A 24,261-nucleotide genomic window follows, 5' to 3' on the forward strand; every position below is an offset into this window, starting at 1 on the left:
GATGTCTACCGTCCCGAGCCACTCCGGCGGAGCGATTTGACCCAACAGTGATCTGAACCTGGAACACGCCCTAGTTGACTAATCGGCCCAGCCCGGGCCCGGTATCACTATTTATCGGCCACGCAGGGGTCAAGCTCGCCCTCGGGTTTTCACATCATCCCCAAACCCGCTGAACGAGGAGCAATTAGATGAGTCCTGAGCGTAGGACAGGGTCGCATCTCGGCCCGCTGCCCCGGCGAGACAAGTGGATGGTAGGCGGCGCGCTCGCTTCGTTCGCGCTGGTCCTGGTGGCAGGTGTCGCTGGCCCGGCGATGGCTGCGGCAAGTGCCGCCGGTGTCGGAATTGCTAGCCACTCGGGGCATGGCGGCGAGGATTGCGAGCCGCACAAGCCGCACAAGCCGCACAAGCCGCAGTCCAAGCTGGCCGACATGACATCCTTCGAGCACCGGCTGAACTACGGCCGTCAGGGCGGCGACTGTCAGGGCGTCCCAGGTGCCACTGGCCCTGCGGGTCCGGCGGGTCCTATGGGGCCTACGGGGTCGACCGGTGTCACTGGCGCTACCGGGCCGACCGGGACGGGCGCACCGGGCGCCACCGGGCCGACCGGTGCTACGGGAGCGCAAGGCTTGCCGGGCGCCACTGGCGCTACGGGTGCCACCGGGACCACGGTTCATGCTGGCGCGAGTCTTTTCGCCGAAGTCAACCAGGTCATCCCGGACAACACCCTCACCCAGATCAAGTTCAGTGGCGCTGAGTACGACACTGACGCGATGTTTGATTCGTCGTCTTCGACTCTGGTGGTCCACACCGCTGGCCGCTACCTCCTCAAGGGGCAGATTCTCTGGAGCCTTTTGAATCCGGGGACGTCGGCCGATCAGATCCTTTTCATCATGATCAATGGCAATACCGTCGCCCGTGACCGTGAGCTCGCCGAAGGCGGGCAGCAGCAGGTGTCCACGATTCTTCAGCTGAACGCCGGTGACGTGATCTCCCTCCAGGCCCTCCAGGACACTGGAAGTAGCGGCGGCTCGCTGGTCGACACTGCTATTCCACTGAAGTACCTAGGGCGTGTTCCAGGTTCGGATCATGTGGGGCGGAGACTCCGGAGCCAGATGATCGATCCGCGTAGGTGGAGTCCGGCGAGGTAGCTGGTAGGAGTCTTGTCGTAGCGGGTGGCCAGCCCTCGCCATTCCTTGATCTTGTTGATGCCGCGCTCGACGGTGTTCCTCTCCTTGTAAAGCTCGGCGTCGTGGGAGAGGGGGCGGCCGCCCTTCGAGCCTCGCTTCTTGCGGTGGGCGGCCTGGTCCTTCTTCTCCGGGATCACCGCCTGGATCCGGCGTTTACGCAGGTAGGAGCGGTTCGCGCGGGAGGAATACGCCTTATCGGCGGCGACGGCCCGGGGGCGGGTGCGGGGCCGACCGACCGGCCCACGGATCCTGACTCGGTCGAGGACCGCGGCGAAACGCGGACTGTCGGCCGCCTGTCCCGGCGTCACCACGAACGACAGCGGGCGGCACCGCCGGTCGGTGGCCAGGTGCGTCTTGACCGTCAGCCCGCCCCGCGAGCGCCCCAACGCGGCAGCTTTCAGGCGGGCCTTGTGGCGGCGGCGTATCCGTCGTCGTTCGGCACGTAACGCTTCCTCGACCGGGTCGCCTTCGGCCGTCACCTGGGCGGATTGTCCCTTTGCTGGAGCCCCTTTTCCTCCTCGGCGGCTTTCACCAGTTCCTCCAGGAGCCCGGGTTCGACGGCCATGCCGGCCGCGTGGTGATGCGCGCGTGCGACGGTGGAATCGACGCTGACCAGGTCCAGATCGGCCTGTCCTCGCCGGGCCGCCTCGGCGATCATCCGCTCCATCAGCGTCTCGAAGGTGCCCGCAAGGGCCCACTTCTGGAAGCGGCCGTAGACGGTGGACCAGGACCCGTAGCGTTCGGGGATGTCGCGCCACGGGCTCCCGGTCCGGAACCTCCACATCACCGCGTTCAACTGTTTACGCAGGTCAGGGATCGGTCCACTCACGCCGAGCGGCAGGTGCGGCTCGAACAACTCCCACTCTGCATCCGTCAGATCGCCTCGCGTCACCCCGGATGTCTACCGTCCCGAGCCACTCCGGCGGAGCGATTTGACCCAACAGTGATCTGAACCTGGAACACGCCCTAGCTCCGCAGCTCCAGGCGGAGTTGCTCGCGCCGTAGGCTACTGAGTCCTCCGGCCGTTTGATATGCGGTGATCGTGAGTTCGCTTTTGACCGTCTTGCCGACAGCGGGACGCCCGGTGTCGGCGTTCGCGGGAAAGTACCCTGCTGGGTACACGGAAACGTACCCAGCAGGCTGGACGCCGGACCGCTGGGGCTATCCGATAGCCGGGCCCTGGAGACGCGGTGGTCCCAGCGCCACGCCAGCCCAAATCCGTTGTGGAGCGCACAATCAGCGTGGGATCAGTGAGCCCTCTTCCGTGACCGTCAGGCGTGCCTGGTGGCCGCCCGGCGAGCAGTTGCGGCCGTTGGGATAGGTGGGCTGCGGCGTGATACTGATCGGTCGGTCGAGCACGGTGGCGCCCTGCTGGTTCTTGAATATCAGTGTGACGTGTATCGGCTTTCCTGGGAGGTCGCGGACGGCCGCGAAGCCAGGCCAGGTGTAGGGCTCGGGGGGTTTGGGGGGCCTCGTTGCCGGGTTCTCTGTGGCGGTGGGGGATTCCGTGGTCATCACGGGGTTCCCTGGGGTCAGCGGTTCTTCCGAGCGGGTCTCCCGAAGCTGGAGCGTGCTCTGCCGGCATGTGCCGTCCCAGCAGGCCGTAAGAGTCGCGTCGGCCACCCTGTTCGCCAGTTCCGGGTGGACCTTGACCCGGATCCCGGCGGGCGAGTCCATCAGGGTGCAGGTATGGGTGTCTCTCGCGCAACCGCCGCACGCGGTCAGCAGCGCCAGAGCCGCCAGGGGTACCGTCAATCCGACGTTGTGTCTCACGCTGGCTCCTCGGCAACCGTCTGTAGTCTGCGTCTTGATCATGGCGACTCATGCTGGCACGGCAACTGCATCACGCCGCTCGTCCTGGACCGTCGGGTGCCATCCCGTCGCCTGTTGCTGAGTCAGGGACGCGTGAACTGGCCGGTTGCGTGGCCGGAGCCAGATGGAAGCCATAGCCCGCGTGGCCGGGGCATGAGCCCCGGATCGGACGCAGCGCGGCCGTCTTGCCCCTGCAGCAGTGGAGGGAGCGTCAACACGCGGGCGCGCACGTTGCCCGCCGAGGCTGGGTACGTAGCCGTGTACCTGCCTGACCACGTTTGGGTGTACGCCGACACCCGGCGCTTGTTCTTGGAGCCGGGCGACCACCCGGGGCCTGTGCCGGTCGGTTTGGAACACGGGTTGGGCAAGCAAGGTGAGCACGGATGTTCCGGAGCCCCCGACGGACCCGGGCCGGGGGAGCCTGCCGGGGGTGGCGGGCTTCTCCCAGGGAGGGCGGAGGCCCTCGGTAAGGGGGCCTGGCGAGCCGGAGGTGGTGTCAGCGACGATCACGATCCAGGTCGGTCCGCTGCGGAACCCGAGTTCCTTTCCGTAGCCGCAGGGCTCCCGGCCCTCGTAGCGCAATCCGGCATTCAGGACCGTGGTGGCGACCCTGCGCTGGTCGACGGTGAGCCAGGAGAGGATGCGGTGCTTCGCCCGCTTCGACAGGTGGCTCGCGACCTTCGCCGACCCGCTGGACGTCCTGGGCGACCCCGCTGCGGGTGCTCGTCGATGAGCGCGGTCACCTGGGTCGGGTCGGGTCGAGCTGTGCGGCGAAAAAAGCCGAGGCCGTCCGCAGGACCTCGTTCGCCCGGCGTAGTTCCCGCACCTCGCGCCGTAGCTGGGCGAGCTCGGCCTTCTCCTCGGTGCTGAGCAGGCCGTCCCCCCGTCGGCGAGGCTCTTGCTTGCCCGCTGCCCGCCGGCCGACCGTGGCGGGCGCGGTACGCGATGGGGCGAAGCCGTTTCGTGGTGCTGAGGAGGGGCCAGTGCGCGTCGCGGTCGATGCGGCGGCGCCCGCGGTCGACGCTGTCCGCGCCATGGTGAAGTCCAGGACGGCCAGCCCGCGCAACCAGCTAGGCCTTCGGGGGGCGCAGTCGACCGGCTGTGTCCCACACCTCGGCGCAGAGGTCGGCGCCCTTCCTGGTTTCGTTCATTGAAGGTCCGCCATCTTGAAGTGGCTGGTCAGCGGGGTGGCGTGACCTCGTTTCGGGGTGCTCGTGCTGGTCGTGGGCGGCAGTCTGTGTTGTAGATCGTCCGGCGGGGTGGTTTTGCCGATGAATTCACCGTCCTCGAACGGTCTACCCAGCGACACGACCGTTCTCGACAGGAGTGCCATGTCCACCATCCAGCCAGTGATCGTGACTGCCGACCAGGACGTTCTGCTCGGCTTCTATACGAAATTGTTCGGCGCTGAGGAGATCTTCCGGGTACCGGCGGAAGGCCCGGCCTTCTACCTCGGCTTGCGCATCGGCGACACCGACCTCGGGCTGGTGGCCAAGGCGAACCCGGGGACTGGGGCGGCGTCGCGGATCCTGCTCAGCATCGGTGTCGACGACGTCGACGAGACGCTCGGCCGGGTGGAGGCGCTGGGCGGCTCGGTCCGCGGCGGCCCCAACGACATGCCGTGGGGACAGCGGGTCGCCCACATCCAGGACCCCGACGGCAATCCGGTGAACCTCACTCAGCCGATCCCGGCCCGGTGACGCTGTTCCGGGGGCATGTGCTGATCGTGGGCTACCTGCGGTAGAGATCAATTGTCGGTAGTGGCCTCGATGTTCGTCAGGACGAGCAGCGCGCGAAACAGGTGGGTGGCGCGGGCGGGGTCAGTACGGAGCTTGGTGAGGATCCGCCAGTTCTTCAGGTGGGCAAAGCCGCGTTCGACGGGGACGCGTCCGGCGGCCAGGACCCGGTTGGCCTCCTTCTCGGCGGATGAGAGCCTGCGGGCGCGGGTGGCCTTGAAGCCGGTGACGACCACGGGATCGTCCCCGTCGTCGTCCAGGCCGAGGAAGCCCAGGTCGGCCAGGGCGCCGAGGCCGGCAGCACGCAGGTGGGCCAGGATGCGGTCGCGGCGGGCGGCGGTGATGTCGTGGGTGCGGCCGGGCCGGGCGTATCCACACCAGACGGCCCCGCTCGTCGGTCAGCGCGAGGACGTGCAGGCCGTGGCGGCGATGCTTGCCGGAGTAATTCGGGCGGTTCGCCTCTCCGGTACGGCGCTGGGTGGGGATGAGGGTGCCGTCGATCAGGACGACCTCGCCGCCCCGCCGGGCGATCTTCTTCAGGGCGCGGTCCAGGCGAGGGGCCTTCGCGGCCAGCAGGTGGATCAGCTCGTCGCGCCAGCGCCGGATGGTGGTGGCGGAGATGTCGTTGCCGCCGGCCATGTCGGCCAGGCGCTGATCGTGCCGCAGCACAGCCAAGACAATCACCGCGATCCTCCCGGGCGGCAGCGCCCGCCACCTCGACCGTATCGCTTTGAGATGGCGTCGCAGCAGGTCGGTGAGGTAGTGCAGGGTGTGCGTGGACAGCGGCAGGCGGCACTGGTAGACCAGGGACACGGTGTCTCCGGCGTGCTCTTCGGTTTTCGTCACACAATTCCAACAGCCGCCGGGGGTACCTTGGTTACGCCCCGATCGCCGTGCGGACCGGTCACGGGCGGGTGGTGAACTTCCCGTCGGGTCGTTTGTGCAGCCAGCCGCGGTCGGCCAGCTTCGTGAGCTTCCCGCGCAACGGCTCCAGCTTGCCCCGTACCCCAGTGTCCAAGCCCAGCACCTCGCCGATCTGCCGGGTGGCGACCGGGCCGGCGGCCTGCCGCACCGCGGTCAGGATGCGCTGGTACTCCGCTGGCAGTGCGGACTCAGCCACCCCCGGCCCACGGTCCGGGACCAGCCGTACCGCCCGACCTGCCACCTGGACCACCGGCGACCCGGCCTCCGTGCGCTCGTCGGCGAGCTGCTCGCTCATCCGCTGCCACACCCGCTCGGCCACGGCCAGCTCATCGCGCTCAGCTCGTACCTCCGACAGCTGCTTGACCAGCTGCTCTTCGAGTCCGTCCAGCTCCGCACGCCGCGCGGCGATCCGCTCCAACACCTCGGGATCCATCATGGGCCGGAGCGTAGGAGCGGCACCCGCGACGACGGACGGGAATCCACAAACCCACTCCCGCCAGACGATCTACACCCCAGACTGCCGCCCACGACCAGCACGAGCACCCCGAAACGACATCACACCAGCACCCTGACCAGCCACTTCAAGATGGCGCAGCTTCATTTTCGACGCGCTTCCCCGCCCGCCTTGCTGCGTGCCGGGCGCTTCGCTGCGGTCCGGACCGAGCGCTGCGCGCTTCCACGTCCCGGCTTGGCAGCCGGGACGTGGTGGCGCTTCGCTTTCCCTTCCCTCGTTCCGTGCGTCAGGCAGGCGTCTATAGAAGGTGTACGTATATTGAACGCGAAAAGTACGTAGAATGTGCAGTTATTTGTTATACTGAAGGAGAGGAGGGGCCATGTCCGAGTTGTTTGACGCAGTCGACGCCCTGATCGAATCCGCGTCCCCGCTGCCCCCGCCCACGGAACGAGAACGGCTGCGCAAGGCCCACGGGCTGACACAGGAGCAGGTGGCCAACGCACTGAAGGTCCGGCGCGCGACGGTGGTGTCGTGGGAGAACGGGAAGACGGAGCCGCGGCCGCCCCAGCGTGAGGCGTACGCACGCCTGCTGGCCCAGCTGGCCGAGCTCTACCCCGCCAAAACCCCGGAGCCACCACCCACAGCATCGGTGCCGCAGGTGCCCGGCCCGCCCGAGGCCACCTGCGAACCTGCGCCGGCTCCGGCCCTGGCATCGTCCAGCGCCCCGGCGACTTCAGTGCGATCAGCACCCCCGGCCGTACCCCCGGCAGTACGACGTCCCGCCGTGAAGGAGACGGCGCCCCGTTCTTCTGCCGTGGCTGCTGACCCGCAGTTCGCGCACGGGCCGCTCGGTGTCCTGGACGGCGACGGCTTGCTGTACTGCGTCGGCGGCCTGGTCCTGGACTGCCCTGCCAAGTCCCTTCCCGCACTGGTCGAATGGGTCCTTTCCCAGGCGCAGCTCGGCGCCCCGCGCCTGCACTCGTCCGGCAAGGACTTCGACCCCCTGATCGTCCTGACCGCCACCGCCGCCGAACGTCTCGGACTGCCCGAACGGCTCGAAGACCGGCGACGCCTGCGCCTGCCGGACGACCACAAGGTCGTGCAGCAGATCACCAAAGCGAAATGGAAACTCACCCGCCGCGGCTTCGGCCCCTGGGCCCGCGTCTACCGACCCGCACAAGGCGGGCGACGCCAGTGCGTCCAGTTCGCCGTCCTGCCCTGGGGCGCACTCGACTCCCGCTCCTGGGGGACCACCGACCACCTGGACCCGGCCGACATCGCCGACGTACTCGGCACCTACGCAACCCGGGTCATCACCCCCCGCGGCTCCACCGCCGTCTCCGGCCTGGAAACGATGACCGCGCTGCGCCCACCGACCCGGGCCGTGAAAGACGAGAACGGCACCTGGGTCTCCGGACCCATGCCCGGCTCCCTCACCGAGCCCGTCGACCCGGCGCCGGTCGAGGCCCCGGACGAACACCCGGTCGTCGCCGCCCTCTTTCCGCGCACCCACCAGCGCACCCCGGCCGAAGTCCTGGACGAAGAAGCCTACGAGTGGACCCGTGACCCGCAACTGCTCACCGATGCCGAGTGCACCAGGGCGTTCGCGGTCGGCATCGACGTGAACACCGCGTTCCTCGCTGCCGCGAACCGCCTGATCGTGGGCCTGGGCGCACCCGTCCATGTCAAGGCCCCGGCCTTCGACAAGAAGACACCCGGCAGCTGGCTGGTCGACCTGTCCGGCATCGAGGTGGACCCGAGGATGCCGAACCCGTTCACGCCCCACGGCGTGCAGCCCGACGGCCCGGCCTGGTACGCGACACCGACCGTGGCCTACGCCCAGGAACTCATCGACACCTACCACCTGCCGCTCACCCTGCGCCCGGTTGAGGCATGGATCCGTACCGAGTCCGGCCCGTACCTGGACCCCTGGTACAAGCACCTCAGCGAGGCGTACAAGCAGACGATGGCCGACCTCGGCGTCACCCCAAATCTGTCCGAGGCCCAGTTTCTGACCGCGATGGAACACCACAAGCACTCCGACCCCGGCATGGCGGCCGTGCTCTCGGCCATCAAGTCGACGGTCAAGGGCGGCATCGGCAAGCTCCGCGAGCGCCCCCAGGGCACCGGCTACAAGTTCGGCGAACGCTGGCCCGCACTGGAACGCCCCACCTGGCGCCCCGACATCCGCGCCGCCGTCATCTCCACCGCCCGCGTCAACATGCACCGCAAGATCCTCAAAACAGCCGCAGTCACCCAGACCGCCCCGCCCCCGGCCAGGAACCTGACCTTCGGCGAGGACGCACTGATCCCGATCGCGCTGCTCTCCGACTGCGCCGTCTACCTGTCCGACGGGCCGAGCCCGTTGGACGTACTGCCGCGCACCGCGGACGGGAAGCCGGCCCCGGGCACGTTCCGGCTCGGTGTCTCGCCAGGGATGGTCAAGCACGAGGGCACCCAGGACCTGCTCTGGGCCGTACAGATGCTCGACGAAGGACACAACCCGGCCCGGCACATCAAGGGCGACACCGAAGACAGCGGGGAGTAGGACCACCTGATGGGCATCCTCGGAGACAGTCTCGACAGGGCCGCAGCGAGCACAGCCACCCGCCCCATCCCGAAATCGGCCGGTGCGCAGATGCGGTTCCTGGTCAAGCAGTTCAAAGGCACCAGAGCCGTTGCCGACCTCCTGGGCATCACACAGCGCACGGTCGAACGGTACGTCAAGGACCAGATCAAAAAACCGCGCCCGGACCTCGCGGCCCGGCTCACCGGTGAGGTCCGCTACCGCTGGCAGCCGAGGGTGAAGGAGAAAGCGAAGAAGAACGCCGCCACCTCCACCGGCATCGTCGTCGAAACCAGGGCGCGGTTCGGATTCACCGCCGCACCGGGCACCACGGACGACGGACGCATCCGGCTGATCACCCAGCACCTCCCGCCCCAGTACGCGGCCCGCCTCTTCGACGCACAGACCGCCGGAGCCTCCGAACAACAACTCCGGGCCGTGATCGCCGAAGGACTTCAGGAGCAGTACTTCAAAGACCGCGGCCGCCGCGCCGACGGACTCCTGGTGGAGTTCACCGACATCGACTATGTCGAACTCGAATTCTGACCAGCCAGGCATCGCCGCCTCCGCCGACCGCGGCCGTGAGCCGAAGCACGATAGTTGTCACAAAGGCAGCGCTGCTGTCACCCCGGCCCTCAGCCCCGCGACAAGCGAAGGGCGTGCGAGAGTGGGGCGATGAAGACCATCGGGTTGATTGGCGGCATGAGCTGGGAGTCGACGGCCGAGTACTACCGGCTCCTCAACGAGCGGGTTCGGGAGCGGTTGGGCGGTCTCCACTCGGCCAAGTGCGTGCTGTACTCGGTCGACTTCGCCGAGATCGAGCGGCTGCAGGTGGCCGGGCACTGGGATGAGGCTGGCGAAGTACTCGCTGACGCCGCCCGATCCCTGCAGGCCGCTGGTGCGGACCTGCTGCTGATTTGCACCAACACCATGCACAAGGTCGCCGACCATGTGGTGGCGGCAGTCAACATTCCGCTGCTGCATCTGGCCGACGCGACGGCGGCTGCGGTGCGGACTGTGGGTCTGCGCCGAGTGGGGCTATTGGGCACCGCGTTCACCATGGAGCAGGACTTCTACCGCGACCGCGTGGCCGGGCATGGCCTGGAGGTCCTGGTTCCCGACGCGGACGACCGGGCTGTCGTCCATCGGGTGATCTACGAAGAGCTATGCCTCGGCATCATCCGGGAGGAGTCCCGAGCGGCCTACGGTGAGGTGATCAGCAGGCTCGTGGCTTCCGGCGCGCAAGGCATCATCCTCGGCTGCACCGAGATTGAGCTCCTCATCGGCCCGGAGCACAGCCCTGTTCCTGTCTTCGCCACCACCCGGCTGCACGCCGAGGCCGCTGTTACCACGGCACTCGCGCCCGGACGGTAACCCAGGCCGCATGGTGGCTACGCCTGGTCGGGCCGGTCTGTTCGAAAACTCGCCCTCTCGGCCTCGTCCACACTCTCCAGAGGACGCTGAACGGTGACAACAAACCCGCAAACTCAACACTGGTGACAAGTAGTCTGCCTCACTGGTGACAACTGGGCCGCTTCGCGGGACGGGAAGCCCCAGGTCGGATAGTGGTAGTGGTGACAACCAACGTGCTTCGGCACAATATTGAGCCGAAGCACGATAGTTGCCACATAGGCAGGCTTGTTGTCACTGTGACTGAGTCAGCGAGCGTTTCACTCGGCCAGCTGAGCGCTGACGCCGGTTGAGGCGGCCAGGGACTGTCGGTGGCTGGTGGCAGGATCGCCGGCATGGTCTTCGTACGTACTACTCCGCCGCGGCCTGTCGACGTTACTGCGGTCTTTCCTGAGCTGGCTCCGTTGGCGCGTGCTGCAATTCGGCTGCACCCTCGTGCCGGGTCGCCTTCGGTGTGGGAGAGCTCGGTCGGGGGGCCGTTGCTGTGGCCGGCTGAGGAGCCATGGCCGGACTGCGAAAGTTCGCACCCGGGCAGTGGGGTGTGCCAGTCACCGGCAGAAGTGCGGCTCAAGAGGCACGTGCGAGCTCGGCTGCACCGTGATCCCCATCCCTGATCTTCGCAGGGAATCCCGGCCTTCAGGCCGGGCGGGAATGCGATCCTTGGACCGGAGGCGCGGAGCGCCGAGTGCTCTGCGTTGTCAGTGGCGCCAGCTATGTTGATCGGACTGACCGAAGGGGGGTGGCTGCGTGATTCGTGCGTACAAGTTCCTCATGCGGCCCACCGTCCGGCAGGGCCAGGCGCTCGGTGAGATGCTGCGAGATCACTGCTCGCTCTACAACGGCGCACTGCAGGAACGGCGTGATGCCTACCGTCATGTATCGAAGACGAGCATCAAGTACGGGATGCAGTCGGCGCAGTTGAAGGATATTCGGGCGTTCGACCCGGAGCGTCAGGGGCGTTGGTCGTTCTCCTCGCAGCAGGCGACCTTGCGCCGGTTGGACAAGGCGTTTGCGGCGTTCTTCCGGCGGATCAAGGCTGGGGAGACGCCTGGATACCCGCGTTTTCGTGGGGTGAACTGGTTCGACACGGTGGAGTTCCCGAAGGACGGGGACGGCTGCCGCTGGGATTCCACCCCGCACGACCCTGTCACCCGCGTGCGCTTGCAGGGTGTCGGACATGTCAAGGTCAACCAGCACCGGCCCGTAGTGGGCAAGGTCAAGACGGTCAGCGTCAAGCGCGAGGGCCACAAATGGTTCGTCGTACTGACCGCTGAGCAGGAGCGGCCCGAGCCACTGCCGCCGACGGGCAGCGTGGCCGGCATCGACCTGGGCATCGCCAACTTCCTCGCCGACTCGGGCGGCGGGTTCGTGGAGAACCCCAGGCACGGACGCCGCGCCGCCGCGAGGCTCGAAGCCGCCCAGCAGGCGCTGTCCCGGTTCCCGCGCCGCAAGGCGAAGGACCGCACCGCCAACCACCGGCGGGCCGTGGAGCAGGTCGCCAAACTGCATGGCAAGGTGCGCCGTCAGCGCTTGGACCACGCGCACAAGACCGCCCTCGGCCTGGTCCGCGCGCACGACGTCATCGCGCACGAAGATCTCAAGATCCGCAACATGAGCAGGACCCCCGCCTCCAAGCCGGACCCCGACCAGCCGGGCACCTTCCTGCCCAACGGTGCCGCCGCGAAGGCCGGGCTGAACCGCTCGATCAACGATGCCGGTTGGGGGGTGTTCCTGACGATCCTGCACGCAAAGGCTGAAAGCGCCGGGCGGGAAGTGGTCGCCGTGGACCCCCGCAACACCTCCCGTACGTGCCCCGAATGCGGGCACACCGCGAAGGAAAACCGGCCCACACAGGAGAAGTTCCACTGCGTCGCATGCGGCCACAGCGCACACGCCGACACAGCCGGGGCTCTCAACGTCCTACGGGCCGGGCTGGCCCGTCGCGAAGCCCAACCGGCATAGCGAGAAGCCCCGCTCTTCAGGGCGGGGAGGAGTCACGGTCCTGGGTACACGCCTGAGGAGGCGGCGATCAAGGAGCGCAGCGACGCGATGTTCATGGAGCGACTTGAGGCCGGCCCTCCGTGGCCCGCGGAGTGCCCGGTCCCTATGTTGCCTGTGGCCCAGCTGTATGTGCGCGACGTGCCCTTGTTGCGGCCGCCCGGACAGGCGGACTTGCTCCAGGTGCTGTGGTGCCCTTACGACCACGAGCCGCATGCCAAGCCTTCGACCGCACTGTTCTGGCGGTCTGCCGCGGGGGTCGGCGATGTCCTCGCCGTGCCGCCGGAACCGTATGAGGCGGACTGGGAAGGCTATGTGCCGGAGCCGTGTCTGCTGGCACCGGAACAGATCACCGAGTACCCCAACAGCCTCGATTTGAGCGCGGAGGTGCGGCAGCTGCTGGGGGACTGGAGCAGATGGCAGGCAGCTGACGTCGGCGTGGACAGCTCGTACGCGGACTATCCGGCGGAGTTCTATGACTGTGAGCTGGCTGACGCTCCCGGCTGGAAGGTCGGCGGCTGGCCCCCGTGGGGCCGCACCGACCCGTATCCCCGATTCTGCGCTGTCTGCGACGCTCAGATGGTCCCGCTGCTGACCATCGCCTCCTTCGAATGGGACGGCGGTACGCGCGGCTGGGCGCCGTACGAGGATCAAGCCGCCGCGTTTTCCGCCGGTCATGTCGCCGGCCAGGACCCCGCGCAGCCGACCGCGGTCGAAGTCGGCAGCACTGACAATCTGCAGCTCTATGTCTGCCCGGCGTCTCCGGAGCATCCGCACACCGACCTGATCCAGTGAGCTGTCGCTGAGTCCTCTTTCGCGAGGCCGCACACACCGCAACAGTTCTGGGCGGGGCCCGGGTTCGGCCGGCCGCGCGGCGGTTGGGGATTCAAACACTCCCCGTTCGTTTGACAGACCCGTTACTGGTGACAGAAGGGCTGCCGAATGAGCATTTGTGACAAGCCGCGTGCCTCACTGGTGCCAACCAGGCTGCTTCGACCGGTCCCATTCGCCACGTCATCCGGCTTTGCCAGTGACAAGTACCGAGCCTCGGCACAGGCCGGTTGAGCCGACGCACGATAGTGGTCACACAGGCAGCCTTGTTGTCACCAAGCGGCGGTGGTGCCTTTGCCAGCGGCTCTACTCGGGTGGCGAGAGGCTGAAGCGTCCGTCTCTCTTTCCCGAGGCGCGCTGCGCGAGGCTCTCACGCAGTCGGGTCAGCCGTTGCTCCCGGCGTCGAGGGCGGCGAGCCTGCGGCCGACAACCCTGGAGGTGGAGACGCCGGGCTCGACAGAGCCACACAGCGGCGGCGGGTCCTGGACGAGTAAATGGAGGCGGTCGGCGCAGCTGCGCAGGTCCTCGACGGTGAGTCCGCAGGTCAGCAGGTCTCCGATGATGCGGACCGACGAGCAGCGTTTCGTCAGCCGTTGCTTCATCGTCGGCACAGGCTGGGCGGTGCCTGCCGCACCTTCACCGTTCGGCAGGTAGTGGTCACCCACACCAGCGTGACGGGTACGGGTACGTACCCGTACCCTGGAGGAATGGGAAGGAGCACGACAATGTCCGATGCCAATGTCCGTATCCCCGAAGAGGCCAAGGACCGGCTCGCCGCGATCGCAGCTGCTGAGGGGCTGTCGCTGCGCGCCTATCTGGCTCGTCTGGCCGAGACCATGCTCACCCCGGCCGAGCGTGCCGAGCGTGCCGAGAAGGCCCTTGCTGCACTGAAGGAGTGGAACGGCTACGCCCCCACCCCGGCCGAGCAGGACGACCTGGACAGTGAGCTGGACCGGCGCCTGGCCCAGGTGACGAGCCGGTGACCGACGCCATGCATATCGTCCTGGACGAAACGGCGATGGCCGCAGCGGGTCAGGGCAACGTCCTCGCGTCCCGTCTCATCCACCGGGCCCACGCCGAATCCGGCTGGTTCCTGTACGCCCCGGCGTGTGCGCTCGTCGAAGCCGACCGCGCACGGCCCGGCACAGCCGAGCACCTTGCCGCACTGCCGGGTATCACCGTCCTGGACCTGGATCTGGCTGCGGCCCTGGCCCTCGCCCGGCAGGAAACATGGGCTGCGGCCCACAGCCAGTACGCAGCGCAGCCCACACCCGACCGCCCCGACGGAGCGATCATCGCCACCACCACCCCGAAGCGGTGGCAGGGCGAGCCGGTCCGTGTACTGGACCTCAACGCCTGATCCAGCCCCGCCGTCTGAACGGCGCCCCTCTGCTTCCGAGCTGGAGACCGCATGAGCATTCAGGTGCGTGGATACGAGCGCCTCCTCGCAGCGCCCGACGACACCGCTCCTTTTGCCGACGGGACGCCTTTCCTCGGCATGCCCGGCTTCTGGTCCTCCTACTTCCTGGGGCAGGGCGTCGCGGAGGAGGAGCTGCGCCGTTGCATCCAGGTCACTGTCCCCCGCGATGAAGGGAAGAAGCCACTGGTCGCCCGCTTCGGCGGGATACCGCTCAAACGGCAGCGCACGGCCGTTCTCACTGACATCCGGCCGGTCATGGCCAGCATGAAACGCAACGAGCTGATCCATAGGCTCCTCGCCGAATGCTGCGAGATGTGCGAGGCGCGGACGAACCTTGAGGTTCACCATGTCCGCAAGCTCGCTGATCTCAACCGGCCCGGACGCCGGGAGAAACCCGCATGGGTCCGTCTGATGGCGATGCGACGGCGCAAGACCCTGGTGATCTGCCGTCGCTGTCATGAAGGCATCCACGCGGGGCGTCCCACCGCAGTACTACGGAAGTGATCACTGGAGAGCCGGATGCCTGGAAATCGGGCCCGTCCGGTTCGGGAAGGGGCCGTCGGAAAAGGACCCGCGCCACGGGCATCTCGTCGGCGGCCTACTTCACTCTGAGGGGGGACCACTGCCCGGGTTCAAGGAGTCGTCGCAACACTTCCGTTTTATGTTGATAGTAGATGACTGTTGAGAGTCTCGGAGGGTGTCCTCCAGCCCAAGGTTTTGCGGGGGCGGCCGTTGAGGGCAGCTGCGACGGCAGCGAGATCCTCGCGGGTGTGTCTGCTGAGGTCGGTGCCCTTCGGGAAGTACTGCCGTAGCAGCCCGTTGGTGTTCTCATTCGTGCCGCGCTGCCAGGGGCTGTGCGGGTCGGCGAAGTAGATCTCCAGGCCGGTGTCGATGCGGAGTTCGGCGTGCTGCGCCATTTCCGAACCCTGGTCCCAGGTAAGGGACTTGCGTAGTTGGGCGGGTAGGCGGGTGATCGCTTCCGTCAGGGCGTCACGTACGGCTGCGGCTCCGTGGCCGGCCAGTGCGGGGCCGTTCTTGGCCCGTGTGCCGTCGTGGCCGGGCATGGGCGGTAGGTGCAGCAGCATCGTGAACCTGCTGGTGCGTTCGACCAGGGTGCCGATCGCGGAGCTGTTGAGGCCGATGATGAGGTCGCCCTCCCAGTGGCCGGGGACCGCCCGGTCCTCCGCCTCGGCCGGCCGCTGACTGATCAGCACGTCCTCGGTGACGAACTTCTTCCCCCGGCCGGCGGTGCGAGCCCGGGGCACCCGCAGCGCACGGCCGGTGCGCAGGCAGGCGACCAGCTCGCGCTTGAGTGCTCCCCGGCCCTGGATATAGAGGGCCTGGTAGATCGCCTCGTGAGAGATGCGCATGGAATCATCATCAGGGAAGTCGACCTTCAGCCGGTGGGAGATCTGCTGCGGACTCCACGAGTTGCCCCAACGGCGGTCCTGGCGCCTCGGCTTGTTCCGTCCCTTCCACGGCGGTGCCGCAGGTCCCGGCGCCGGCATGCCGTCCGGGCGGCGGATCTCTCCGGCCAGGCGGTCCTGGACGTACTCGTGCAGCCGCTCGCTGCAGGCAAGTTTGGACGGCTTCGGCCGCCGCGCGGCCAGCTCGGCCTTCCACTGCGCGATCGACGCCCGGTAGGCGAGTTGTCCGCTGCGGGTGGCCGCATTGCGCCGCAGTTCCCGCGAAACAGTGGACGGGTGCCTGCCCAGCCGACGGGCGATCTCCCGGACCCCGGTGTTCTGAGCCTTCAGCACAGCGATCTCCTCGCGCTCTGCAAAGGAGAGATACCTGCCCGACACCGGGCCCAGCTCGATCGACGGCATACCGCCACGTTCCCGGAACCATCGTGAGCCGACCGGCCCCGACACACCGCACGCGATCGCCGCGTCCTCGCTGGTCAGCCCATCAGCGATCTTCTTCCAGAAGGCACGCTCCACATCCCGGCGGACCGGCGGCCTGCCCGGAGACCGCATCGCCGGGCGCCCCGTCACCGCCGTCGTCCACCCTGCCGGTCGCCCCATCGGACACCTCCATGATCGAGGTGTTGCGACGACCGGTTGAATCCACCCTGCAGCAATGCAGCGGTACTACCCGACGAGCGCTGGTTCGGCCTGCTGACGGACAAGCGGATACGCGGCGGAGTACACAGGAACCTCCAGGCCCTGGAGCGCGACATCCGCGCCTGGATCGCCCAGTGGAACGACAACCCGAAGCCGTTCATTTGGACCAAGGACGCCGACGAGATCCTCCAACGCCTCGCGACATATCTTGATCGAATTCCCGGCGCAGAACACTAGGCTCACGTCGCGTTGCTATCACTGCTCCCCATGCCTTCGCTGCTGTGTGAGTGGGGGACTGGCTCCATTGCGGCCGGACCGGCAAGAGCGAACTCATGCACGCCAACCGTAGCGGCGCTCGGGTCTGCCGGCGGCTCCGTACCGCAGGGACACCTCGGCGCGGCCGGTGTCGTGGAAGTATTCGAGGTAACGGCGGGCGCTGACCCGGGAGATGCCGCTCCGGGCCGCGCACTCGGCGGCGGACAGCGTTCCGTCGGTACCGCACAGTGTGCGTTCGATCAGCTCCGCGGTCTCCACGCTCATGCCCTTCGGCAGCGCGACACTCGGCGCCGGCAAGCTGGCCCCGGTCAGTACCCGGTCCACGTCGGCCTGACCTCTGACGACTGTGGTGAGCAGGCTATTGCGCTGGGCGGCGTACCGTACGAGGCGGGGACGCAGGTCTTCGAAGTCGAACGGCTTCAGCAGGTAGTTGACCACGCCCTGGCGGACGGAGCGGCGGACCGCGTCGGCCTCGCGCGAGGCGCTGATCACCATGACGTCACAGTCGTGCCCGGCGGTCCGCAGGCGTGGAATGACGTCCAGGCCGAACATGTCCGGAAGATAGAGGTCGAGCAGGACCAGGTCGGGGCGCAGCTCGCCGACGGCCGTGATCGCCTGCTCGCCGGTGTTCGCCGTGCCGACGACCCGGAAGGGCTCGACGCGGTCGACGAAGGTCTGGTGGACACTTGCCACCATGAAGTCGTCGTCGACGACCAGTACGTCGATCATCGGGAGGCTCCTTCCGGTACCGCGCCGGCCAGGTTGCCGACGGACATCCTCGCGGTGAACATGGCGCCGTCGGGCGTGTTGGTCACCGCGACCTCGCCGCCGCGGCGCTCGCAGACGAGCCGGGTGAGCGCCAGCCCGATGCCGCGATCCCCCTCTTGGGCAGCCTTCGTGGTGAAGCCGTGCAAGAAGACTTCCTGGGCGAGCTCGGGCGCCACGCCGGGGCCTGAGTCGCGCACCACGATCTCCACGCTGGATGCGTCCTGCCGCAATTCGACCTCCACCCAGGCATCGTGGCCGTCGTCGCCCGCCGCCGCGGCGTCGACGGCGTTGTCGACGAGGTTGCCGATCACCGTCGCCACGTCCACCGAGTCCTCCGGCGCCAGCCGGTCGAGCGCCGTATGCTCCGAGACGCGCAGCACGACCTTCCGTTCGGCCGCGAGCGAGGACTTCGCCATCAGCAGAGCGCCGACGGCCATGTCGCGAACCCGTCTGGTCAGGGTCGTGTCCAGCGACTGTCGGTGTCGGCTCAGCGCGCGGACGTACTGCACCACCTCGTCGTGCTTACCGATCTGGATCAGCCCGGAAATCGTGTGCAGCTGATTGGCGAACTCGTGGGCCTGCGCGCGCAGCAGCTCGGCGGAGCTGCGGAACGATCCGATCTCGCGTTCCAGCTGCGCCAGTTCGGTACGGTCCCGCAAGGTCGTGACCGAGCCGAGCTGGCGGCCGTCCTTGGTGACGGTCATCCGGTTCATCACCAGAACCCGACTCCGGCGTATGACGACTTCGTCGCGACGCTCGGCCGTGTCACTGGGGGATCCGGCGAGTACGTCGTGCAGTCGGCCCTCAATCCGGAGGTCGGCCAGGCTCATCCCCACACAGTGCTCGGGCAGATCGAGCAACCGCCTGCCGACCTCGTTCACCAGTGTGAGCCGCAACTGCGGGTCGAGGGCGATCACGCCTTCCGCGATCCCGTACAGCATTGCCTCACGGTGCTCGGCGAGCCCCGCGATCTCGCGTGGCTCCAACCCGAGGGTCTGGCGTTTGGTACGCCGGGCCAGCAGCCACGATCCGATCAGGCCGAGCCCGCTCGCAATGCCAAGGTAGGCGAGCAGATACGATGACGCGCCACTCAGTCGCTGCCAGATCGTCGGTGACGCCTCACCGATCATCACCGTGCCGAGATGTCGGCCGAGGTTGGGTTGAGCCGCTTTGATCACCGGCACCTGGGCCACCAGCTCATGGGTACCGTCCAGGACCAGATCCCCTGACCAGCCGCGAGCCTCGGCGACGCCGGGGCCGAGCGGCAACCTTGTACCGATCATCGTGGGATTCGTGGAGCTGACAATCCTGCCGCTGCTGTCGGCGACCGTCACGGAGGTGACGCCCGACTGGGTCAGCGTGGTCTGGACGAGCGGAGCGAGCGTCTCACCCGGTGCCGGCCGGCCGAGCTGACTGGACACCAAAGGGTTGCCGGCCAGCTGCTCGGCCAGCGCGGTGACCCGGCGTCCTTCGACCCGGTTGAAGGTCGCTTCCGACTGGGCCAGCGAGACGGCGGCGACCGCCAGCAGCACCACCACGACGATGGCGAGCTGGAGTACCAACAGCTCGCCCGCGAGGGTATGGCGGCGAAAAGTTACGACCACAATTAACTCAATCTTCAATGCTGACACAACACAGACGTGGTGTCTGCCGAGTCGCACAATCATGGCGTCCGACTGCCGGAAGTGAAAGAGACAAGCCATGAGAACTCGCAGAGCTGCTGTCGTCAGTGCCTTGGCCGCCATGTCCATGCTCGCGGTAGGCGCCTGCGGCGCCACCGCGGAGAAGGAGGGGACGGGCAAGAGCGACGAGCCCGTCACCGGCCTGCGGATCATGGTCCCCAACACCCCGGGCGGCGGGTACGACACCACGGCGCGGACGGCGGCCAAGGTGATGGAGGACACCAAGATCGCGTCCGGAATTCAGGTGTTCAATCTTCCGGGCGCCGGCGGCACGGTCGGCCTGCAGCGCACCGTGAACGAAAAGGGCAACGGCAAGCTCACCATGCAGATGGGACTAGGAGTCGTCGGTGCTTCGTACGCCTCGAAGTCGAAGGCGACGCTCTCCCAGACCACACCGATCGCAAAGCTGATGGAGGAGGCGGGCGCGATCGTCGTGCCCAAGAACTCTCCGTACAAGACGATCGACGATCTCGTCACCGCCTGGAAGAAGAACCCCAAGAGCATCGCAGTCGGGGGCGGCTCGTCGCTCGGCGGACCGGACCACCTGCTTCCGATGCAGCTCGCCAAGACGGTCGGCATCGACCCGAAGAAGGTCAACTACATCGGCTACGACGGCGGTGGTGAGCTGCTCCCGGCAATCCTCGGCAACAAGATCGCCTTCGGTGCCAGCGGTTTCGGTGAGTTCCTCGACCAGATCGAGGCGGGTCAGGTGCGGGTGCTCGCGGTGACCAGCGAGAAGCCGGTCGACGCCCTCAAGGATGCCCCGACGCTGAAGTCTTCGGGCATCGACCTGGTCTTCACCAATTGGCGCGGAATCGTCGCCCCGCCCGGCATCAGAGACGCCGACAAGAAGGTCTGGATCGACTCGCTGACCGCGATGCACGACTCCAAGGAGTGGAAGGCCGAGCTGACCAAGCACGGCTGGACCGACGCGTTCACGACAGGCGACGAGTTCGCCACCTACCTGACGGAACAGGACAAGGCCGTCGCCGACATCCTCACAGAGCTCGGCCTGGCATGAGCCTGGACGTCACTGAGCGCACCGACTCGGGCTCCCGCCCGTCCCCGGGCGGGGACCGCGCACAGTACGGTGTGTGCGCGTTCCTCGCCCTGTTGGGCGTGCTGGTGATCGTCGACGCCACCGGGATCGCGCACGCGACGAGCAGCACCGACCCGATCGGGCCGCGCACAGTGCCGGTGCTCCTCGGCGTACTGCTCCTTCTGATCGCCCTGGTGTACACCGTCGACGTCGCGCGGGGCGGCCGCGCTGAACCGGAGGCCGGCGAGGACGTCGACCTGACGAATCCGATCGACTGGCGCACCGTGCTGCTGTTGATCGGCGCGTTCGTCGTCAACGCGGTGTTGATCGAAGCCCTCGGCTGGGTGATCAGCGGAGCCCTCCTGTTCTGGGGAACAGCCTTCGCCCTGGGCAACCGGCACTACCTGCGCAACCTGGCGATCGCGGTGGCGCTGTCGCTGATCACCTTCTACGCCTTCGCGATCGGGCTCGGCGTCAATCTCCCGGCCGGCGTGCTGCAAGGAATCCTGTAATGGACAACCTGAATCATCTGCTCGAGGGGTTCGCGCACGTCGTCACCCCGATGAACCTTCTGCTGGCGTTGATCGGCGTCACGATCGGCACGGCGGTCGGGGTCCTGCCCGGCATCGGCCCGGCCATGACCGTGGCCCTGCTACTGCCAGTGACGTACGGAATGGAGCCGACCCAGGCATTCATCATGTTCGCCGGCATCTTCTACGGCGGCATGTACGGCGGTTCGACCACCTCGATCCTGCTGAATACGCCCGGTGAATCGTCCTCGGTCGTCACGGCCATCGAGGGCAACAAGATGGCCAAGGCCGGCCGGGCGGCGCAGGCGCTCGCCACCGCGGCGATCGGATCCTTCGTCGCCGGAACGATCGGTACTCTGCTGCTGGTGCTCGTCGCCCCGCTCGTGGTGGATTTCGCGGTCGGCCTCGGTGCACCGGACTACTTCGCGATCATGCTGCTGTCCTTCATCGCGGTCACCGCAGTACTCGGCTCGTCACGCATCCGCGGATTCGCCTCGCTGCTCGTCGGCCTAGTGATCGGCATTGTCGGAATCGACTCGGTCTCCGGGCAGCAGCGGCTCACCTTCGGCATCCCCCAGCTCGCCGACGGCATTGATGTGGTGGTGGTCGCCGTCGGCATCTTCGCCGTCGGCGAGGCCCTCTGGGTGGCGGCGCATCTGCGGCGTAGGCCCGCAGGGGTGATCCCCGTCGGCGTGCCGTGGATGGGCCGGGAGGACTGGAAACGGTCCTGGAAGCCATGGCTGCGCGGCACCGCCTTCGGCTTTCCCTTCGGGGCCATGCCGGCCGGTGGCGCGGAGATCCCGACGTTCCTGTCGTACGCCACAGAGAAAAAGCTGACCAAGCACCCCGAGCAGTTCGGCAAGGGGGCGATCGAGGGAGTTGCCGGCCCGGAGGCAGCGAACAACGCGTCCGCGGCAGGCACCCTGGTGCCTATGCTCGCCATCGGGCTGCCGACGAACGCGACCGCCGCGGTGATGCTCGCGGCATTCCAGTCGTACGGCATCCAGCCCGGCCCTCTGCTGTTCGAGCGCGAGTCGGGGCTTGTCTGGGCGCTGATTGCCAGCCTGTTCATCGGCAATCTGCTGCTGCTCCTGCTGAATCTGCCGCTTGCGCCGGCCTGGGCCAGGCTGCTGCGGATACCGCGCCCCTATCTGTACGCGGGAATTGTGTTCTTCGCGTCGATGGGTGCCTACGCGGTCAACGCCCAGCCCTTGGACCTGTTCCTCCTCCTGACGCTGGGGCTGATCGGTTTCGGGATGCGGAGATTCGGGCTGCCGGTGCTGCCGCTCATTGTCGGCGTCATCCTCGGCCCCCGCGCGGAACTGCAGGGCCGGCGGTCGCTTCAGCTGTCGGGCGGCGAACTGTCCGGTCTGCTGGGCGGACCGGTGTCCTATGTGATCTACGCGGTGATCGTGCTCGTACTGGCCTGGCCGCTGGTCCGCCGGTACATCGTGCATCCGCTCGTTGAGCAACGAGCCTGAAAGGGGCAGTCATGACGGTACTGGTTGGATATGTGCCCTCGCCGGAAGGAGAGTCGGCCCTGCGCGCGGGAGTCGACGAGGCCCTCACCCGGGGCGAGACCCTGCTGGTGATGAATGCCTCGCGAGGCGACGCGTACGTCGACCGCGGTTTCGCACAGCAGAAAGACCTCGACCATGTCCGACGGGACCTGACCAAGCTGGGTGTCGACTTCGACATACGCCAGGTGGTCGGCGGGCGCGATGCCGCCGAGGAGATCGTCGAGCTGGCGGGGTCGTCCGAGGTCTCCCTGGTGGTGATCGGGCTGAGGCACCGCAGCGCGGTCGGCAAGCTCCTCCTGGGATCCTCGGCGCAGCGGATCCTCCTGGATTCGCCGTGTCCGGTCCTCGCGGTGAAAGCAGATTCCTGACATTCCGTCGCCTCGGGGTGCGTCCTGGCCAACCATGCACGAGTTCGTCAGCGACCCTGTCTACACGATTGGGTACCAGTGGTTCTGAAAACCTTCGGATGGTCGTTCGCGATTACCGCGCTCGGCCTGGTCGCAGCGGTGCTCTACGGGGGGTGGGAAGCGTTCGGTGTGGTCGCGATTCTTTCCGTCCTCGAGATCTCGCTGTCCTTCGACAATGCGGTGGTCAACGCCGGAATCCTGAAGAAGATGAATGCCTTCTGGCAGAAGATCTTCCTCACGGTCGGTGTACTCATCGCGGTCTTCGGTATGCGGCTGGTCTTCCCCGTCGTGATCGTGGCCATCACCGCCAAGATCGGGCCCATCGAGGCGGTCGATCTCTCGTTCAGCCAGCCCGACCGCTACCAGCAACTGGTCACGGACGCCCACCCGGCGATCGCCGCCTTCGGTGGCATGTTCCTTCTGATGATCTTCCTCGACTTCATTTTCGAGGACCGTGACATCCAGTGGCTGCGCTGGATCGAGCGCCCGCTCGCCAAGCTCGGCAAGGTCGACATGCTGTCGGTCTGCATCGCGCTCATCGTGCTGCTGGTCTCGGCCATGACCTTCGCGACCCAGGCGCACCAGCACGGCGGCGCGCACGCGGACAAGGCGGAGACCGTCCTGCTCGCGGGCGTCGCGGGTCTGATCACGTACCTCATCGTCGGCGGTCTCTCCGGCTACTTCGAGAACAGGCTCGAGGAAGAGGAGGAGCGCGAGAACGAGGCCGAGGAGGAAGCCAGGAAGACCGGCAAGAAGATGTCGGCGGTGGCGCTCTCCGGCAAGGCCGCGTTCTTCATGTTCCTCTACCTCGAAGTCCTCGACGCGTCCTTCTCGTTCGACGGTGTCATCGGCGCCTTCGCCATCACCAACCAGATCGTGCTGATGGCCCTCGGCCTCGGCATCGGCGCCATGTACGTCCGGTCGCTCACCGTCTACCTGGTCCGCCAGGGCACCCTGGACGACTACGTCTACCTGGAGCACGGCGCGCACTACGCCATCGGCGCGCTGTCCGTCATCCTTCTCATCACCATCCAGTACCAGATCAACGAGATCATCACCGGTCTCGTCGGCGTCGTGCTGATCGGCTGGTCCTTCTGGTCCTCCGTCCGGCGCAACAAGGCGCTCGCCGCAGAGGAGTGGTAGCCACAGGAAGCTCTCACCGGCGTGTGACCCGGCGGGGATTGATGGGCGTCGACCACGGCCGGACCGGCCAGGCCCAGCTAACGGGGAGTGTAAAAAAACTAACGGCGGATCTGCTGATCAAGGAAGAGACGCCAAGCGACTGTGCAGGGTGTGGAGTTGGATTCGATCGAGGCCACTGGTCCGGCGGTTCCCGGAGGGGTGCCGGATGACCAGCTGATCTCGATGCTGATAGACCGGGCCCGGTCGGAGGGCCTGCAGCTGACTGGGGAGGGCGGGCTGCTGCAGCAGCTGACGAAGCGGGTGCTGGAATCCGCCCTGGAGGGCGAGATCACTGATCACCTCGGCTGCGACAAGCATGAGGCGGCCGGGAAGAACAGCGGCAACAGCCGCAACGGCACCCGAGCAAAGCAGTGCTCGGCGCGGCGGGGATCGGGCGGCCTGGAGCTGGTGTTGCGCGTCGGCGGGGCTGCCGCGCTCCGTGCCCTACTGAAG

At 67.3% G+C, this 24,261-nt stretch carries 23 protein-coding genes and 6 pseudogenes; 19 read left to right on the plus strand and 10 right to left on the minus strand.

Going from position 1 to position 24,261, the window contains the following annotated elements; genetic code table 11:
- Positions 1–188 precede the first annotated feature (188 nt).
- Positions 189–1,148, plus strand: a complete 960-nt coding sequence (locus tag OH809_RS42655) for a hypothetical protein (protein ID WP_406514810.1) — start codon at positions 189–191, stop codon at positions 1,146–1,148.
- Here the strand turns inward: OH809_RS42655 and OH809_RS42660 are convergent.
- Together OH809_RS42660 and OH809_RS42665 are read right to left on the minus strand one after the other, a co-directional pair.
- Positions 1,085–2,079: pseudogene (locus tag OH809_RS42660) on the minus strand (IS5 family transposase). The gene OH809_RS42655 and the pseudogene OH809_RS42660 overlap by 64 nt on opposite strands.
- A gap of 344 nt (positions 2,080–2,423) precedes the next feature.
- Positions 2,424–3,002, minus strand: coding sequence for a hypothetical protein (locus tag OH809_RS42665; RefSeq protein ID WP_406424611.1), 579 nt, complete (start codon positions 3,000–3,002; stop codon positions 2,424–2,426).
- Positions 3,003–3,600: 598 nt separating this feature from the next.
- Between OH809_RS42665 and OH809_RS42670 the strand changes: the two genes are divergently transcribed.
- Entirely contained in the window at positions 3,601–3,732 is a 132-nt protein-coding gene (locus tag OH809_RS42670; RefSeq protein ID WP_406415458.1) for a hypothetical protein, read from the plus strand.
- Positions 3,733–3,771: 39 nt separating this feature from the next.
- Here OH809_RS42670 and OH809_RS42675 read toward each other — a convergent pair.
- Positions 3,772–3,849 (minus strand): annotated as a pseudogene (locus tag OH809_RS42675) (XRE family transcriptional regulator); the annotation flags it as partial.
- Positions 3,850–4,330: 481 nt separating this feature from the next.
- On the opposite strand from OH809_RS42675, the gene OH809_RS42680 reads away from it, so the two are divergent.
- Positions 4,331–4,699, plus strand: coding sequence for a VOC family protein (locus tag OH809_RS42680; protein WP_405482418.1), 369 nt, complete (start codon positions 4,331–4,333; stop codon positions 4,697–4,699).
- Positions 4,700–4,746: 47 nt separating this feature from the next.
- On the opposite strand, the gene OH809_RS42685 is transcribed toward OH809_RS42680, so the two are convergent.
- The 3 genes and pseudogenes from OH809_RS42685 to OH809_RS42695 form a co-directional block, all read right to left on the minus strand.
- Positions 4,747–5,079, minus strand: a complete 333-nt coding sequence (locus OH809_RS42685; RefSeq protein ID WP_406424650.1) for a transposase family protein — start codon at positions 5,077–5,079, stop codon at positions 4,747–4,749.
- Positions 5,080–5,167: 88 nt separating this feature from the next.
- A pseudogene (locus OH809_RS42690) lies at positions 5,168–5,374 on the minus strand (IS5/IS1182 family transposase); the annotation flags it as partial.
- A 265-nt stretch (positions 5,375–5,639) separates the two neighbouring features.
- Complete coding sequence (locus OH809_RS42695; RefSeq protein WP_406415456.1) at positions 5,640–6,095, minus strand: hypothetical protein; 456 nt, start codon at positions 6,093–6,095, stop codon at positions 5,640–5,642.
- Positions 6,096–6,492: 397 nt separating this feature from the next.
- Here OH809_RS42695 and tap point away from each other — a divergent pair, with 397 nt between their 5' ends.
- From tap to OH809_RS42725, 6 genes and pseudogenes are all read left to right on the plus strand, one after another.
- A complete protein-coding gene (gene tap / locus OH809_RS42700) occupies positions 6,493–8,661 on the plus strand; it encodes a telomere-associated protein Tap (RefSeq protein WP_406415454.1) in 2,169 nt (722 codons plus the stop codon).
- Between the two features lie 9 nt (positions 8,662–8,670).
- Positions 8,671–9,225, plus strand: a complete 555-nt coding sequence (gene tpg / locus OH809_RS42705) for a telomere-protecting terminal protein Tpg (RefSeq protein ID WP_406415452.1) — start codon at positions 8,671–8,673, stop codon at positions 9,223–9,225.
- 129 nt (positions 9,226–9,354) lie between these two features.
- Complete coding sequence (locus OH809_RS42710) at positions 9,355–10,053, plus strand: aspartate/glutamate racemase family protein (protein WP_406415450.1); 699 nt, start codon at positions 9,355–9,357, stop codon at positions 10,051–10,053.
- 371 nt (positions 10,054–10,424) lie between these two features.
- Positions 10,425–10,694 (plus strand): annotated as a pseudogene (locus tag OH809_RS42715) (hypothetical protein); the annotation flags it as partial.
- 142 nt (positions 10,695–10,836) lie between these two features.
- Positions 10,837–12,051, plus strand: coding sequence for an RNA-guided endonuclease InsQ/TnpB family protein (locus OH809_RS42720; protein ID WP_406415448.1), 1,215 nt, complete (start codon positions 10,837–10,839; stop codon positions 12,049–12,051).
- A gap of 153 nt (positions 12,052–12,204) precedes the next feature.
- Positions 12,205–12,882, plus strand: a complete 678-nt coding sequence (locus OH809_RS42725) for a hypothetical protein (RefSeq protein ID WP_406415446.1) — start codon at positions 12,205–12,207, stop codon at positions 12,880–12,882.
- 419 nt (positions 12,883–13,301) lie between these two features.
- On the opposite strand, the gene OH809_RS42730 is transcribed toward OH809_RS42725, so the two are convergent.
- Complete coding sequence (locus tag OH809_RS42730) at positions 13,302–13,583, minus strand: hypothetical protein (RefSeq protein WP_406514809.1); 282 nt, start codon at positions 13,581–13,583, stop codon at positions 13,302–13,304.
- A gap of 60 nt (positions 13,584–13,643) precedes the next feature.
- On the opposite strand from OH809_RS42730, the gene OH809_RS42735 reads away from it, so the two are divergent.
- The 3 genes from OH809_RS42735 to OH809_RS42745 are packed head-to-tail and all read left to right on the plus strand — an operon-like array spanning position 13,644 to position 14,842.
- A complete protein-coding gene (locus OH809_RS42735; RefSeq protein ID WP_030936061.1) occupies positions 13,644–13,901 on the plus strand; it encodes a hypothetical protein in 258 nt (85 codons plus the stop codon).
- An 8-nt stretch (positions 13,902–13,909) separates the two neighbouring features.
- Positions 13,910–14,278 (plus strand): hypothetical protein, encoded by a 369-nt coding sequence (locus tag OH809_RS42740; protein ID WP_406424648.1) that lies wholly within the window; start codon positions 13,910–13,912, stop codon positions 14,276–14,278.
- 51 nt (positions 14,279–14,329) lie between these two features.
- Entirely contained in the window at positions 14,330–14,842 is a 513-nt protein-coding gene (locus OH809_RS42745) for a hypothetical protein (protein WP_406415442.1), read from the plus strand.
- A 155-nt stretch (positions 14,843–14,997) separates the two neighbouring features.
- On the opposite strand, the gene OH809_RS42750 is transcribed toward OH809_RS42745, so the two are convergent.
- Positions 14,998–16,365 carry an IS30 family transposase gene (locus tag OH809_RS42750; RefSeq protein WP_406416556.1) on the minus strand — a complete coding sequence of 456 codons (1,368 nt, stop codon included), beginning with the start codon at positions 16,363–16,365 and terminating at the stop codon, positions 14,998–15,000.
- Between the two features lie 75 nt (positions 16,366–16,440).
- On the opposite strand from OH809_RS42750, the pseudogene OH809_RS42755 reads away from it, so the two are divergent.
- Positions 16,441–16,641 (plus strand): annotated as a pseudogene (locus OH809_RS42755) (IS630 family transposase); the annotation flags it as partial.
- Between the two features lie 93 nt (positions 16,642–16,734).
- Here OH809_RS42755 and OH809_RS42760 read toward each other — a convergent pair.
- Positions 16,735–17,409, minus strand: a complete 675-nt coding sequence (locus tag OH809_RS42760) for a response regulator (protein WP_406514808.1) — start codon at positions 17,407–17,409, stop codon at positions 16,735–16,737.
- Positions 17,406–19,052 (minus strand): ATP-binding protein, encoded by a 1,647-nt coding sequence (locus OH809_RS42765; protein ID WP_406424646.1) that lies wholly within the window; start codon positions 19,050–19,052, stop codon positions 17,406–17,408. Before OH809_RS42765 ends, OH809_RS42760 begins: the two co-directional genes overlap by 4 nt.
- Positions 19,053–19,149: 97 nt before the next feature.
- Between OH809_RS42765 and OH809_RS42770 the strand changes: the two genes are divergently transcribed.
- The 6 genes and pseudogenes from OH809_RS42770 to OH809_RS42795 all read left to right on the plus strand — a co-directional run.
- Positions 19,150–20,151, plus strand: a complete 1,002-nt coding sequence (locus tag OH809_RS42770) for a Bug family tripartite tricarboxylate transporter substrate binding protein (RefSeq protein ID WP_406415438.1) — start codon at positions 19,150–19,152, stop codon at positions 20,149–20,151.
- Positions 20,148–20,681, plus strand: coding sequence for a tripartite tricarboxylate transporter TctB family protein (locus tag OH809_RS42775; protein WP_406415437.1), 534 nt, complete (start codon positions 20,148–20,150; stop codon positions 20,679–20,681). Before OH809_RS42770 ends, OH809_RS42775 begins: the two co-directional genes overlap by 4 nt.
- Entirely contained in the window at positions 20,681–22,180 is a 1,500-nt protein-coding gene (locus OH809_RS42780) for a tripartite tricarboxylate transporter permease (RefSeq protein ID WP_406415435.1), read from the plus strand. Before OH809_RS42775 ends, OH809_RS42780 begins: the two co-directional genes overlap by 1 nt.
- A gap of 11 nt (positions 22,181–22,191) precedes the next feature.
- Complete coding sequence (locus OH809_RS42785) at positions 22,192–22,587, plus strand: universal stress protein (RefSeq protein WP_406415433.1); 396 nt, start codon at positions 22,192–22,194, stop codon at positions 22,585–22,587.
- A 78-nt stretch (positions 22,588–22,665) separates the two neighbouring features.
- Positions 22,666–23,769 carry a DUF475 domain-containing protein gene (locus OH809_RS42790; protein WP_406415431.1) on the plus strand — a complete coding sequence of 368 codons (1,104 nt, stop codon included), beginning with the start codon at positions 22,666–22,668 and terminating at the stop codon, positions 23,767–23,769.
- A 222-nt stretch (positions 23,770–23,991) separates the two neighbouring features.
- A pseudogene (locus OH809_RS42795) lies at positions 23,992–24,177 on the plus strand (transposase); the annotation flags it as partial.
- Positions 24,178–24,261: the final 84 nt, after the last annotated feature.

This window comes from Streptomyces sp. NBC_00873 (genome assembly GCF_045207415.1).
GTDB lineage: Bacteria > Actinomycetota > Actinomycetes > Streptomycetales > Streptomycetaceae > Streptomyces.